Below are 15196 nucleotides of genomic sequence, written 5' to 3' on the forward strand. Positions count from 1 at the left end.
AAATTTTTCGAATCAAGACAACACTTATTTTTTGGAAAAAGTAAATGTTTCTTTAGAAAAATGGTCGCTCATTTGGCGACAAGGAATAATATATCATAGAAAAATAATAAATGCAAGCATAAAAATAATAAAAGAGGGAACTGCACCTTTTTTATAAAGCTAATTCGATTTGTTCTATATATATATTCTTATCTTGGGCTAAATTAATGATCTCACCATTTGCACTTACGATAGGTCTTGTAGGTGTGTTTCGATCAATAAAAATAACTTCCCCTAATGCACCATTATTCAGCATCACTTTTGTTCCTACATATAATTGACTTGTCACGAGCTCAACAAAGAAATACACATATTTAGGGTCTAGCTTCCCATAGCTATCACTCTTTAATTGATCCAATACCAAAAATGGTGAAAGTGCCTTCTTATATATTCTTTCAGAGCACATCGCATAATAAGTGTCACAAATAGCAATCATCTTCGCATACGAGTGAATTTGACCGGCTATCATCCCCAACGGATAGCCGCTCCCATCTTCTCTCTCATGATGTTGAAGCGCTCCTAATTTAACTCCTTCTGAAATTCCGGGTATTTTTTTAAGTATTTCATATCCGTATTTAGGGTGCTGCTGGACTTCCTTAAACTCTTCTTGAGTTAGTGGAATATTTTTATTGAGTATCACCGGATCAATTTTTAGCTGACCTATATTATGGAGATAACCAGCTAAGGCAATCTGAGGGAGCTCTTTTTGATCCACTCCTGCCTTTGTCGCCAGAAACGAGGTTAGAACAGAAACAGCTACAGCGTGATGAGCAAAATAGGACTGTGGATTCGTAGACAAACTAAGAATTTGAAGTACAAAGGAAGGAGTATTTAAAGACTTCTTCACAAAAGGAATCAAATACTCGCGGATCTCTAGAAGAGGAATCTGCCCCCAGCCTTGAAGATCCTTAAACAGCTTCTCTGTTTCTTTAACTACCTGTTCATATTCCGTAAAAATTTCTGGTTGTTTATTTACTTCTTGATTAGCTACTGATTGATCTTCTGCACCCTCACTCTCACCTTCCAGCGGTGGGAATGGTTGACCAGACACACTTACATGGATCTTTTTAATAAGGAATGCCTTTAGGACCTCGATATCCTTATACGTTAATTCATGCCCTGCCAGATATAAGGTTCCACCTAGAGAAGTGATAACGGGTTCTGCTAGTATTTGTCCTGCTTTTGCCTTTAAGACATAAATTTCCTTCATATATCTTCACCCTTTTGTTTGCTTCCTTCCATTCATGTATTATCTATTTTACCTAATAACATGCATGGATAACAATTCTAAATGAAAAAGAACTTGCCTGTTTATCTCAAGTTCTTTTTCATTATACTATTATTCTTCGGTATCTTGTGGTTCAATATTTACTGCTTCATTTTCTTCAAGATTCTCTTGGTCCTCAGATGATTGCTCATCCTCACTTACTTCAATTCTTGCGACGGTAGCCACTTCTTCTTCATCCTGAATTCGAATTAGACGAACTCCTTGAGTGTAGCGCCCCATCGTAGAAATATCATTGACATTAAGTCGAATAATCACTCCGCTGACAGTTACGATCATTAGATCGTTCTCACTGCTCACTGTTTTTAGAGCAACAATATTTCCATTGCGCTCCGTTACATTTAATGTCTTGATCCCAACTCCACCACGTGTTTGGATCCGATAGTCAGACATAGGTGTACGTTTTCCATACCCTTTGCTTGTTACAATCATGACATCGAAGTCATCATTAACTATATCCATATCAATGACTTTATCTCCACCACGCAAGGTAATTCCCTTAACCCCTGTAGCCGTTCTTCCCATCATTCGGACATCGGTTTCTTTGAAGCGAATCGACATCCCTTGCGAAGTTCCCATAATAATTTCTTGGTTCCCATCCGTTAAGCGTACGCCAATTAATTCATCCTCGTCTCGCAGGTTAATGGCAAACAATCCGCCTCGTCGGATGTTTTCAAATGAGGCTAAGGAGGTTCGTTTGACAATCCCTTCTTTTGTAGCAAAGAACAAATAGGAATCAGGAATGTATTCTTTGACTGGGATAATAGCAGAGATATATTCCTCTTTCTCAATCTGAATCAAATTGATGACAGGAGTACCAAGTGCTGTTCTTCCTAGCGCAGGAACCTCATAAGCCTTTAGGCGATAGACTCTCCCTCTATTTGTAAATAACATAATAAAGTTATGAGAATTGGTAACAAAAAGATGCTCGACAAAATCATTTTCTTTTGTCCCCATCCCCGTTACACCACGTCCGCCTCGTTTTTGACTACGATACGTGCTAACAGGAAGTCTCTTGATGTAACCTGAATGAGTCAAGGTGATAACTACTTCTTCTTGAGGGATAAGATCCTCATCCTCGATCAAGTCTTCACCAATTGTGATTTCAGTTCTTCTTTTATCGTTGAATTTCTCTTTAACTTCATTCAACTCTTCACTGATTACGGCCAAAATTTTGTTTTCATCTGCTAAAATGGCCTTTAATTCAGCAATTTTTTGTAAAAGCTCTGCATATTCATTTTCTATTTTTTCTCTTTCTAAACCGGTCAAGCGCTGTAATCTCATATCTAAGATGGCTTGGGCTTGCTCATAGCTTAATTGAAAGTTATTCATAAGACCATTTCTTGCTTCCTCTGTCGTACGAGAAGCTCTGATTAAGCTAATTACTTGGTCTAAGTGGTCTAAAGCAATACGCAGTCCTTCTAGAATATGAGCTCTTGCTTCTGCTTTACGAAGGTCAAATTCCGTTCTACGACGGATCACTACCTTCTGATGCTCTAAATAATGGTAAAGGACTTGCTTTAAGTTTAATACTTTAGGTTGTCCATCCACTAAAGCCAACAAGTTTATGCCAAAAGTAGTTTGGAGTGCAGTCTGTTTATATAGATTATTTAACAGGACATTGGCATTCACATCTCTACGTACCTCAATGACGATCCGCATTCCATTGCGATCCGACTCATCTCGTAGATCTGTAATTCCATCGATTTTCTTATCTCTAACTAACTCAGCAATCTTTTCAACTAATCTCGCTTTGTTCACTTGATATGGAATCTCTTCCACAATAATTCGACTTTTCCCCGCGCTATTTTCTTCAATTCTAGCTACTGCACGTAAGGTAATCGTTCCACGTCCAGTTTCATAAGCCCTGCGAATCCCTGACATTCCTAATATTTGAGCTCCTGTAGGAAAATCAGGTCCAGGAATATGAGTCATCAAATCGGATACACTAGCATCAGGATCTGTGATAAGGTGTTGAACAGCATCAATCACTTCCCCCAGTTGGTGAGGAGGGATATTGGTCGCCATACCAACAGCAATTCCAGACGTTCCGTTCACCAGTAAATTCGGAAAACGTGCAGGCAGAACGACAGGCTCTTTCTCTTGACCATCATAGTTGTCCTGATAATCAATCGTATCCTTGTTTATATCTCGAAGAAGCTCAGTAGAAATCTTCGACATCTTCGCTTCTGTATAACGCATCGCTGCTGCAGCATCTCCATCAATGGAACCGAAGTTTCCATGACCGTCTATAAGCATATAGCGGTATGAAAAATCTTGAGCCATACGAACCATCGTATCATAAACAGCCGAGTCTCCATGAGGATGATACTTACCTATTACTTCTCCGACGATACGAGCCGATTTTTTATATGCTTTATCTGGAGTCATCCCTAATTCGTTCATCGCAAATAAAATACGACGATGAACGGGTTTTAAACCATCTCGAACATCAGGTAAGGCACGACTAACAATTACACTCATGGCATAATCCATGAAAGAATTACGCATTTCTTGTCCTATATTAATTTCTTTAATTCTAGATTGTTCCATTTCGGACATTTTTTACCCTCCGTTTACACTGGATCTACTCCTATAAATATACATCAAATAAGGCACTTGCACAAACCAATCATGAAGAAAAAAAGACCTTCAAAAAATTGAAGGTTTTCTATCTCTGTTTATAAAGTAAATAAATAAAGTATGGTACGCCTATTACTGCTGTAAAAACACCTGCTGGAACCTCAATAGGAGAGAATGCCGTTCTGGCAATAAGATCTGCCCCCACCACAATTCCCCCACCAATCAAGGCAGAAGTAGGAAGTAATCCTCCGAAGGAAGAGCCTACCAATTTCCTGGCAATGTGGGGTGCCATTAAACCAACAAATCCAATCCCTCCAGCAAAAGCGACAGAGCCACCTGCTATCGCAGTACATAGCAATAATAAAATCAGGCGTTCTTTCTGAATCATGCTTCCTAAACCAACCGCTATCTCTGTTCCAAGCTCCTGAACGTTGATTCTTCTAATATAAACAAATAAGAGCAGGAAGAGAAAGAGATACCAAGGAACTAAGGTTGTTACCTCTTTCCAGTTGGTTCCGTTCACGCTTCCGGTAATCCAGATATGTGCTCGTGATGCTAAATAAATAGGTCCATTAAGAATCATAAGATTCGTGAGTGCCTTCATCGCTTCAGATAACCCAATCCCAATTAAGACTAACCGAACTGGAGAAACTCCCTTATTCCAAGCCAAAACATAGACCAGGAATCCTACACTTAATGCCCCAATAAAAGCAGCTAAAGGGAGCCATTGGATACTCACAGCTAAAGAATTACTTCGATCACTAAAGACAGCAAAAAAAGTAACAACAGCAAGTGAAGCTCCTCCTGTAATCCCAATAATATCTGGAGAAGCTAAAGGATTACGGATAATCCCTTGGAGAATCGCTCCTGCTATTGCTAAGCCTGCTCCTGCTAGAAAAGCTAACAGGATTCTGGGTAAGCGAAAGGACTGGACAACGAGATTATGTAGGTCATTTCCGTAACCAAACAATGCTTGAAGCACTTCGAGTGGGGAAAGCTTGACTTCTCCTACTCCAATACTAAAAATCATAAGCAATAGGTTCAAAAGCAAGAAGCTAAACCAAATGAAAATGACTTTTCGATCTAACATAAAGGACAAGAATTTTGTTCTATAAATCACATATTTCTTCATCGACTGATCCCCTTTCTTGCAATATAAATAAAGAAAGGAGTCCCGATTAATACGGTCATGATCCCAACAGGAACTTCGTTTGGCATGATAATATAACGCGCTCCAATGTCTGCAACCAAAAGGAGAATCGCTCCTAAGATAGCACAGTAAGGAATAAGCCAACGATAATCAATCCCGACTATTTTTCGTGCTAAGTGAGGAACAACAATCCCGACAAAAGCAATAGGACCGGCTATAGCAACTGATCCTCCAGCTAATAGGATCACAATCAGAATAGCCATCAATTTGACCCTTGTCGTTCGTTGACCCAAGCCCTTCGCCACATCTTCTCCCATCGTTAACACATTCATCTTCGATCCAATCAGGAGAGCTAAGATCCACCCTATACATAAATAAGGAAGAACATGAAGGAGAATTTCTAACTTTCTTCCTGCAATAGAGCCTGCCAACCAATATAGAACTTCATCAAGAGCCTTCTCATGAATAGACAAAATTCCTTGAGTAAGGGAGGAAAAAAAAGCAGCCATTGCTGCTCCTGCTAAGGTAAGCTTAATAGGAGATACGCCCCCTTTTCCTATAGAGCCAAGCGTATAGACAATGGTGGCTGAAAGGGCGGCTCCTAAAAAGGCGACCCAGGTAAAAACAGTCAGAGAGGAAGCACCTAATAATAAAACAGATAAGACGATAAAAAAGCCTGCTCCTGCGTTAATTCCAAATAGACTAGGAGAGGCTAATGGATTTTGGGTCACTCCTTGTAACAACGCTCCCGAGATCGCTAAGCTGGCTCCCACAGCAGCAGCGATGAATGCTCTCGGAATTCGAGTATCTTGAATAATGATGTGTTCATTAGAACCATCAAAATGAAAATAGGAATCGAACACCATTTGAAGCGAAATTTCTGTTAGACCAAAAATAATACTACTTACTATACTAAGGCCTACCAAAAAGATTCCTATAATGATTCCTAATCCCTTCATTTTAGTAGATGTTATCAGTTCTCCCATATACCAGTAATCCCTTCTTTTATGTATCCTTCGTTGATGAATCCTTCTATGACAAAGTGAAGAAGGTTTCCTTACACCACTCAACTTTTTTTATTCAAGTCTAGTGTAGATCTTTCATCATGTCAATGACTCTGATAATCATTATCATCTTTTGATTGACAAGGGGGAAGAGGAGGAGTATGATCAAATTTGTGAATGATACTCATTCTCAAATATCACGAGGGGGATACATACATGAAGTCTAAAAAATCTTATTTGACACTCCTATTCGTCATGGCTTTAATGCTTATTGCCTTAGTAGGTTGCGGAGCAAAGACAGAACCAACAGAAGCTCCTGCCAGTAAGGAAGAAGCCGCTTCTCCTGATACTGCTTCAGATGCAGAAGTGACCTCATACACAGTAGAGCATGCAATGGGAACAACTGAAATCGCAAAAACACCTGAAAAGGTTGTTATTTTAACTAACGAAGGCACAGAAGCCCTTCTAGCCATGGGAGTAAAACCTATCGGAGCTGTTAAGTCTTGGTTAGGAGATCCTTGGTATGAGCACATCCAAGATCAAATGGAAGGTGTTCAAGTTGTCGGAGTAGAAAGTGAAATTAACCTTGAAGCCATTGCCGCTCTTCAACCTGACCTTATTATTGGGAATAAAATGCGTCAAGAGGAACACTACGACTCATTAAGCGCCATCGCTCCAACTGTGTTTAGTGATGCATTACGCGGTGATTGGAAATTAAATTTTGAACTTTATTCCAAGGCACTTAACCTCGAAGAAAAAGGAAAAGAAGTGATTTCCGCATTTGATCAACGTATTGAGGGAATGAAAACAGAACTTGGGGATCAAGTAAATACAGAAATCTCTGTTGTTCGTTTTATGGCTTCAGATATTCGTATTTATTATAACGATACTTTCTCTGGAGTTATCTTTAAACAAATTGGTTTTAAACGTCCTCCAGCACAGGATAAAGAAGAGTTCGCTGCCAAAGGAGTGACTAAGGAACGTATTCCTGAAATGGAAGGAGATATCCTCTTCTACTTTACTTATGAAACAGGAGATGGAGATGCTTCAAAAATCGAAGATGAGTGGGTTAAAGACCCTCTTTGGAACAACCTTGAGGTTGTTAAAGCAGGAAAAGCTCATAAAGTAAGTGATGCTATTTGGAATACTGCTGGTGGTGTCATTGCAGCTAACCTCTTACTAGATGATTTAGAAAAGTTCTTTTTAAATAAATAATAAACAAATCTTATTGAAGAAAAAGTCCAACCTCCCTATATTTTCCGTCTACTGACGGGTTCAAAGACTTTTTCTATCTCGTCCATTCTTGACCTTAGCCTTGGAGCATCTGAGCTAAGGTTTTTTTCTTTTACACCTCTTTCTAACATCTCCAGCTAAAAATGCTGAATATTCTAGGCACTTCCATGATAGAATGTAGAAAAAAAGGAGGGCATGACATTGAGAATGTACTTAGACCTTTTTGAAAATGATCAACCTCTCACTCATTCCTAAGAGGAGGAGTGATGATGTAGAAGCATAATCATACCTCGTCTTAGGGGAATTCATTACATTCCTAAAAAAGACGGAGGTTGTATTCTTATGAAAAATCGTTTACTTGGAGCCATATGCTTATCTTTAGCCGCTAGTATCTGGGGTGGAATGTATGTCGTTAGTAAGTATGTCTTGGACTTTATTCCTCCCATCACACTTGTCTGGTTACGCTATATCATTGCCTTTGTTCTCCTTTTTGCCATATTAAAAATTGTTCAATTCAAAACGAAATCAGGTGGCGCTAAAAAGGGATCTCGTGACTGGTTATTGTTAGCCTGGATTGGTTTTATTGGTTACTTTGTTTCAATTACCTGCCAATTTATTGGAACCAAGCTATCTGATGCTCACACTGGGGCATTAATTACCTCGGCAACACCCGCTTTTATGATCGTCTTTGCTCGCTTTATTTTAAAGGAAGAATTTACTCTAAAAAAGACTATTTCAATCCTTTTAGCCACGATTGGCGTGATTATTGTTATTGGCTGGGATATAGACCTTGGTTCCTATTTTGTCGGGAGTATGATCTTAGTCGGAGCTGCGGTTACTTGGGCTTTACTTTCCGTCTATGTGAAAGTAGCTCCAAGCGTTTTTCATCTCTTGAAACGACAACGTATGCTATTTTCTTTGCGTTGATTTTCACGACTCCTCTGATGATCTGGGAGCTTCAAGCTAATCAGGTGACCTATAATCAGGAGCCTCTTATCCTTCTAGGAGTCCTTTATTTAGGGGTTGTTTCAACAGCCGGAGCTTTTTTTCTATGGAACAAGGGCTTAGAATTGATGGATGCAGGCATTGGTTCTTTATTTTTCTTTTTTCAGCCTATTGTCGGTGCTTTTCTAGGCTGGTTATTGCTTCATGAACATTTAGATCGAACCTTCTTTATTGGTGGGTTGTTTATCATTACTGGAGTAACCATTGCTACCTTTCAAAAGAACAGGAACACATACAAATCTTCATAAAGATAATATAAAGATAATATTGAAAGTATCCTTATCTCATTTGAAATAAGGATACTTTTTATTAGTTTCTTGACAAAAGAAAGTATGTTTTGTAGTCTTAATTATAGGAAGTTACTTTATTAAAGTTAGTTTATATTATGCCTAATTTACTCTGCTTTCGTTCATAATAAGAATAGCTAGGGAGGTGCACTTTGAGTACACAAAACTTATCATCACAAAGAAAAATACAGCGGGTTTGGCATGTTTCACCAAGTCCTGGAATGGGACCTCATCTTCAAGTAGCGCAAGTCCTAGAACCGGGACAGTGGGAAGAGTTTGATCCTTTTCTATTTATGGCTGAGGACTGGTTTCAACAAGGAACCTTCGATTTTCATCCTCATCGTGGCATCGAAACCGTCACCTACATTTTAGAAGGAAAACTAAAGCATGAGGATAATCATGGCGGAATGGGGATATTAGAACCCGGAGATGTCCAGTGGATGACAGCTGGACGAGGAATTATTCACTCTGAAGACCCTTTACCCGGAGAAACAGTACATAGCCTACAGCTATGGGTCAACTTACCTCGAAAGGCTAAAATGAGTGAGCCTAGGTATCAGGATCTAAGCAAAAAAGAGATTCCCATACGACAGGAAGAGGGGGTGCAGATTCGTATTTTTTCAGGGACCTCTGGAGAAATGAAAGCAAGTACGTTCAATCACAACCCTGTCACTTTCCTTGAAATTACTCTGGAGAAAGGGGCTTCATTCATTCAAGAGCTCCCAGGAAGCTTCAATGGATTTATGTACCTTTTAGAAGGGGAAGGGCTCTTTGGAGCAGATAAAACACAGGGAACCAAGAATCAAGTGCTTTGGCTTGCACCTAGTACTACTGAAGAGAGCCAAGTAATGATTCAGGCAACAACCCCATTACGTGTTTTGCTTATTGCTGGTGAGCCGATCCGTGAACCGGTTGTAGCCCGCGGTCCGTTTGTCATGAATACGGTGGAGGAAATCAAACAAGCGTATGAGGATTATCGTTTAGGTAAATTTTAACGAGTCATAAGTTACACAGATGAAAAGCTGTCACCAGATGATCAAATCTGGGGATGGCTCTTTGTTTTTTTAGTGATGTTCATCACAGATTCACCCTCTGCTATAACTTATATTTAAGCTATCAAGACATATCATGAAGTGAGGGATGGAAAATGCCATTCAAAAATGTATTGTTAGCTTTCGATGGTTCAAAGCAAGCAAAAAAAGCGTTAATGAAAACGATTCAGCTCATGAAACAAACAGAAGGAAAAGTAAACGTTCTTTATGTCTACCAAAATCACATCAGAGTTCCAGCTTCCTATGCTGCTCACCTAAATGAAGCCGATTATGCCAGCTTTAATAAAATGGAAGTAGAGAGAGGGCAACATATTCTAGATGAAGCGAAAGATCAGCTCATGATGGAAGATATTGATCATGCCTTAATTCTTGTAGAGGGCAGTCCTGCTCACCGAATTCACAAAGAAGCCCAGACACAAGAATGTGATTTAATTGTCATGGGAAGCCATGGCTACGGTCCCTTAAAAGAGTTTATGTTAGGCAGTGTCAGTCATAAGGTGACACAGATTTCTACTATCCCCATTCTAATTGTGAAGTAGTACGTATTCGGGACATGATTCGTTTACTTAAGACTTGATGAACATATATATCTTAAAAAATGAAAAAGTTGATCAAAGCAACCCTTAGTTTAGGTTGGTGATCAACTTTTTTACTTTCTTAATCCTTTTTTTCTCTTCTCTATTCGAGGCTATGACGTAGCAGATTCCGAATAGAGCATACAATATAATAGAAACTGCTGTTACTTTCATGCTAGGAATTCTTCGAAAAAACTCAAAGATATAGAAGATAATAACACCTATTAAAAACGCTATACCTGCTATCAGCTTTAACTTCTTTTTACTATCTAAAATAAAAACACCCTCCATTTTTTTCTATATTTTCTCTACTAATTCGTATTCTTTTGTTTTAAAGACAGTTAAGTTATGCTCATGAGAAAATCGTAGCAAATCTTGAAAGATCGTTTCAGGCGTAAAACAAACGACTCTAATATTAATACTCTTTTTCACATGTAAAATTACTCCCTGAGTAGCCCATCCAATTTTTTTAAACTCGATTTTTATTATTTGAGCAGAGTATATCTTTCTTTGATATAGAGGGAGCGAAAACAACAACACCTTATAGATTATATAATCATTTTCAATCTTCAGTTCATATTGAATAAATATCGCCAGTAGTAGAAATAAGCAAAAGATCACTCCTACCAGTTGAGGCATGTATGAATTAATAAAAACTAAGGAAGCAATGCTTATTATTAATAAAAATAGTAGAAGAGTCCTTTGTGTTTTTGCATGATAAGTCAAACAGCTTCCTCCTAACTATGATTTCTCTCATTTGCAATTCATTCCAATTTATTTTATCCAACTTTAGCCTACAAAACAATCTATATGCTAAAATGGGATATTATATATTTAGAGAGGAATAGAGTATGACCAAAATATATGTATTCGTTATTCTCATCATCCTCCTTTTCTCTGGTTGTACACAGAATGAGGGATTAAAAGAACAGCAAACCATAGGTGAGAGAGATGAGCAACAAAATGAGCTTACCTTAGTAGGAAAAGAATCGATTGATTGGGATGGATCAGGCATTAAAGAAGAGGTAGAGGTAAGCTACTACAATGCAGAAACACTTCATCTCATCATCAAAACCAAAGAACAGGAGCAAATTTTTATTATGCCTCAAGTGGCTTTTCCTGAACAAGTGACAACACTATCCCTTGATGCCTCTCAGTCAGGAATTGCTATCCAAATCAATTATTATGAACCTGAAGCAACCATTCAGAACAAAGTGGATGAAAGATGGGCTTACCTCATACTAGGAAGACAAAAGGGAGAAATTATTCCTCTTCTAAACTCATTGGAGCATCTAGATCATCAAAATCAGAACTATGAAATTGTCTATTATCGAGATGGGAAATGTGCAGTCATTGACCATAGTTCAATGGTAGAAATAGAATTTATGATTCCTTTTGATGATGAGTATAAATCTTTATTCCATCATTTAATGAATGAATCAGAAAGTATCACTAAATACGAATCTGCTGACTGGTATATGGACATTAAAATCGAAGAAAAAGAGAATAAACCCATCATCAAATTTAGCAAAATGATCCCTGGAATTCAACGCAATGATCCTTTGGGCTATTTTCAATATGATTACACTTGGAAGAATGATCACTTTGTTTTATCCAAAGAAGCCTTTTTTACGGCAAAGGGAGTTTTTTTCCTAGATCCTGTTGAAATAAAACAGGTTTCTTTTGATTGATTAAGTAGGTAAGAAGAGCCCAAAGCCAGAAGCTAAATAGAAAAACTCCCTCAAGTTGAAATAGGATGTACATTGACGCTTTCCATAAAAACTTGTTTAAATTCTGTTTTACCTTGTGCAAGAATAGAAATATTATTTCCTTTATCTTGATCATACGCTGTAAAGCTCAATACCTTTTCTCCAGAGTTAATAAATAATTCAATGGAATGCAGATCGATGAAGATTTCAAGTAATAGGCTTTCTTTAGATCCATGACTCAAATCAGTGATGGTGATTGATTCTTGACTACCATAGTCAGATACGAATAAAATCCTATTGTTCTCCATATCGACTTCAATTCGGGTCACTTTCGTTTCACTCTTATTAAGTTCTACCGTAAAGGATGTTGTGTGTAAAGAAGCGGCATGTAAGCGTAAGTATCCTAGTTCTTCAGCTGGAAGATCCATCACTTCTCCTTCATTTAATTGGATGTCTTCAAGATTGATAGCAGGCTTGAAATACTTTGTTCTATCAATCGAAGGCTGTTGTACTAATGTGCCATCCTTCATTGTCAAAATTCTTGGCAATGACATCATTCCAATAAATCCATAATCCTTTTGCGATGTTGTTTGATGCCAGCGATGCATCCAACCAATTAATAATCGTTCTCCATTTTTCCCTTCTGTTGATTGTGGGGCATAAAAAGCGTAACCATAATCAAGCACTCCCTTATTTTCAGGTTTGAAGCTTCCATCTTCATAATCCATCTCTCCTATGACATAGATGGTGTTTTGGATTACTTCTTCCTTATACTCAGGTTCACAAGGCATCACCGAAAAAACTAATACATCTTTATTGTCAATACGAAACAAGTCTGGGCACTCTAACAGGATGTTTTCTTCAGGGTTGGTTTGATAAATAGAAGAGTGAAACACCCAATCTATTAAATTATTTGATTGAAACATAATAATTTCGCCACGCCTCTGTTTGTTTCGAGCTGCTAATACACAGTAATAGACACCATTTACTTCTAAAACTTTCGGATCTCTAAAATCACAAATTTGATACTCTTCAGGCAACGCTTGCTCTCCAATAACAGGGTTATTTTGATATTTTTCAAAATGGACCCCATCTTCAGAAAAAGCTATGCATTGATGTTGTATAATTTGTGACTCATCTCGATCAAATCCCATATTAGGGTCAATGTGACCTGTGTACATTAAATATAATTTTCCATCCTTTTCAATTGCGCTCCCCGAAAAACATCCATTAGCATCATAAATTTTATCATTAGCCAATGCGACAGGAAGATAGTTCCAACTTACAAAATCATGTGTGGTCGCATGCCCCCAATGCATATCGTTCCAAACAACATCATAAGGGTAATACTGATAAAATAAATGGTACTCTCCCTTGTAAAATGCAAACCCGTTTGGATCATTCATCCACCCAATTTCAGGAGTAAAATGAAAAGATGGTCGATTGGTAGCCTTCTCTTTATTTTTTTGAATATATGCGTTTGCTTTTTCTAATTTATTCATAGTTCTCCTCCCTATTTGATGCCGCTACGCACCGAACCTTCTACAATGTATTTTTGGAAGATAATAAACAATACAACAATCGGAATAGTTACTATTGTTAAAGCAGCCATAATATGACTTGTGAAAATATTATAGGTGTCACTGAATATAGCATTTAATGCGACCTGAATCGGCATTAATTGTGCATTCGAAAGCGCCATTACAGGCCATAAGAAATCATTCCATGAAGCTAAGAATGTTAAAATTCCTACAGTGATATACATATTTACACTCGAGGGAACAACAATTCGAAAGAAACATCCTACCTCACTTAATCCATCTATTTTTCCAGATTCAATTAATTCACCTGGAAATGAGAGAAAATATTGTCTAAATAAAAAGATATTCATAACATTTATAAAAAAAGGCATTAAGTATCCTGGTATCGTGTTAATTAGTCCCATTTCATTCACAACTAAAAATAGAGGAAGGATAGTCGCCTCAATCGGGACAATCATAAGTGCGATGATAAAGATTAGAATACCGTCTTTAAGTGGAAACTCAAATCTTGCTAACGCATACCCTGCTAACGAGTTGATCGTTAAACCGAAAACGACAGTGAGAGATGCATAAATCAAACTGTTCAATAAATTTTGCAAGATATTATAATAGCCAAACAATTCAACGTATGATTTAAATGATAAATCTGTAAAGTTCGGAACGATTGCAAAGATAGTACCGATATCCTTGTATATGACCTCATCAATTTTAAAAGAAGATAGGACCATCCAAACAAGAGGAACAAGGAATTGTAGCGCTAGCACAATCGCCAACATATAAAATAATGTTTTCTTCACTATTTTCACGCTGCTCGCTCCTCTCTAAATAGCTTTTTAATGACTATAGATAAAACAACTAAGAAAATGGTAAACACTAAAGTAATGGCACTTGCATATCCAATATTTCTATGACGGAATCCATATTCATAAATGTATTGAAGGATCGTCATCGTCGAATAATCCGGTCCACCACCTGTCATAACCATTGGCTGTACAATCAATTTAAATGCTTGAATAATTGTGGTTATCACAAGGAACATCGTAATAGGTTTTAATGATGGGAGCGTAATGTACCAAAACATATGAAACATATTTGCTCCATCAATGTCTGCTGCTTCATATAAACTATGGTCAATGTTCTTTAATCCCGCCAAGAAAATCATCATTTGATATCCACATCCGGACCATGCCGATATGGCGACAATGGTATACATTGCTTGTTCAGAGCTTGTTAGAAATGGCTGTTTCGGTAAACCAATATTCGCCAGCATCTGATTAATTAATCCCGAAGTAGGATTTAGCATAACTGTCCAAAGGATGGAAATCACGACCAAGGACAAAACGGCTGGAGCAAAATAAGCCGTTCTAAAGAAAGTGTTTCCTTTCATTTTTTTATTTACAATCAGGGCTAAACCTAAAGCCATTGAAAGTTGAAGAGGTACAACAAACAGTACAAATTTAAACGTATTGTAAAAGCTCTTTATTAACGCTTCATCTGCCAGCATACGTCTAAAATTGTCTAACCCATTGAATTGTTTGTTGTCTGGTCTTAATAAATAGTAATCCGTAAACCCATACATAAATGCTAAAATAATTGGCAGTACAATAAATAAGATTGCCAACACCATCGCGGGAGTTAAAAACCCAATTGCCGATAAAGTGTCGTTTCGTTTTTTATGTTGGTCATTAAGATTTCTAATCTTTACAAATCGTTTTAAATTTAAATTTATCACC

Annotated in this window: 12 protein-coding genes and 1 pseudogene; 5 read left to right on the forward strand and 8 right to left on the reverse strand. The window is 37.7% G+C overall.

What is annotated here, in order from left to right; all coding sequences use genetic code 11:
• Window positions 1-151: 151 nt before the first annotated feature.
• The 4 genes from JCM10596_RS12925 to JCM10596_RS12940 form a co-directional block, all read right to left on the reverse strand.
• Entirely contained in the window at window positions 152-1249 is a 1098-nt protein-coding gene (locus tag JCM10596_RS12925; RefSeq protein WP_025027490.1) for an HD-GYP domain-containing protein, read from the reverse strand.
• Between the two features lie 129 nt (window positions 1250-1378).
• Window positions 1379-3886, reverse strand: coding sequence for a DNA gyrase subunit A (gyrA, locus tag JCM10596_RS12930; RefSeq protein WP_025027491.1), 2508 nt, complete (start codon window positions 3884-3886; stop codon window positions 1379-1381).
• 109 nt (window positions 3887-3995) lie between these two features.
• The gene (locus JCM10596_RS12935; protein ID WP_025027492.1) at window positions 3996-5039 is read right to left on the reverse strand and encodes a FecCD family ABC transporter permease; all 1044 of its coding nucleotides are present in this window, start codon (window positions 5037-5039) and stop codon (window positions 3996-3998) included.
• On the reverse strand, window positions 5036-6043 hold the full coding sequence (locus tag JCM10596_RS12940) for a FecCD family ABC transporter permease (RefSeq protein WP_034681312.1): 1008 nt from the start codon (window positions 6041-6043) through the stop codon (window positions 5036-5038). The genes JCM10596_RS12935 and JCM10596_RS12940 overlap by 4 nt, the downstream gene beginning before the upstream one ends.
• A gap of 234 nt (window positions 6044-6277) precedes the next feature.
• On the opposite strand from JCM10596_RS12940, the gene JCM10596_RS12945 reads away from it, so the two are divergent.
• The 4 genes and pseudogenes from JCM10596_RS12945 (at window position 6278) to JCM10596_RS12960 (ending at window position 10177) form a co-directional block, all read left to right on the forward strand.
• Window positions 6278-7276, forward strand: a complete 999-nt coding sequence (locus tag JCM10596_RS12945; protein WP_025027494.1) for an ABC transporter substrate-binding protein — start codon at window positions 6278-6280, stop codon at window positions 7274-7276.
• Between the two features lie 360 nt (window positions 7277-7636).
• Window positions 7637-8547, forward strand: a pseudogene (locus tag JCM10596_RS25430) (DMT family transporter).
• A 260-nt stretch (window positions 8548-8807) separates the two neighbouring features.
• A complete protein-coding gene (locus JCM10596_RS12955; RefSeq protein ID WP_051541314.1) occupies window positions 8808-9581 on the forward strand; it encodes a pirin family protein in 774 nt (257 codons plus the stop codon).
• A gap of 152 nt (window positions 9582-9733) precedes the next feature.
• Window positions 9734-10177 (forward strand): universal stress protein, encoded by a 444-nt coding sequence (locus tag JCM10596_RS12960; RefSeq protein ID WP_025027496.1) that lies wholly within the window; start codon window positions 9734-9736, stop codon window positions 10175-10177.
• 333 nt (window positions 10178-10510) lie between these two features.
• On the opposite strand, the gene JCM10596_RS12970 is transcribed toward JCM10596_RS12960, so the two are convergent.
• Entirely contained in the window at window positions 10511-10939 is a 429-nt protein-coding gene (locus tag JCM10596_RS12970; RefSeq protein ID WP_025027498.1) for a hypothetical protein, read from the reverse strand.
• Window positions 10940-11064: 125 nt separating this feature from the next.
• On the opposite strand from JCM10596_RS12970, the gene JCM10596_RS12975 reads away from it, so the two are divergent.
• Window positions 11065-11904 carry a hypothetical protein gene (locus JCM10596_RS12975; RefSeq protein ID WP_025027499.1) on the forward strand — a complete coding sequence of 280 codons (840 nt, stop codon included), beginning with the start codon at window positions 11065-11067 and terminating at the stop codon, window positions 11902-11904.
• Window positions 11905-11954: 50 nt separating this feature from the next.
• Here the strand turns inward: JCM10596_RS12975 and JCM10596_RS12980 are convergent, their stop codons facing one another.
• The 3 genes from JCM10596_RS12980 to JCM10596_RS12990 are packed head-to-tail and all read right to left on the reverse strand — an operon-like array spanning window position 11955 to window position 15195.
• Window positions 11955-13424: a glycoside hydrolase family 32 protein gene (locus tag JCM10596_RS12980; RefSeq protein WP_025027500.1), complete on the reverse strand. Its 1470-nt coding sequence runs from the start codon at window positions 13422-13424 to the stop codon at window positions 11955-11957.
• Between the two features lie 11 nt (window positions 13425-13435).
• The gene (locus JCM10596_RS12985; RefSeq protein ID WP_025027501.1) at window positions 13436-14269 is read right to left on the reverse strand and encodes a carbohydrate ABC transporter permease; all 834 of its coding nucleotides are present in this window, start codon (window positions 14267-14269) and stop codon (window positions 13436-13438) included.
• Window positions 14266-15195 carry a carbohydrate ABC transporter permease gene (locus JCM10596_RS12990; RefSeq protein WP_234410501.1) on the reverse strand — a complete coding sequence of 310 codons (930 nt, stop codon included), beginning with the start codon at window positions 15193-15195 and terminating at the stop codon, window positions 14266-14268. The genes JCM10596_RS12985 and JCM10596_RS12990 overlap by 4 nt, the downstream gene beginning before the upstream one ends.
• Between the last annotated feature and the right edge of the window lies 1 nt (window position 15196).

Source organism: Caldalkalibacillus mannanilyticus JCM 10596 (assembly GCF_000615945.1).
In the GTDB taxonomy this organism is placed as follows: Bacteria; Bacillota; Bacilli; order Caldalkalibacillales; family JCM-10596; genus Bacillus_AT; species Bacillus_AT mannanilyticus.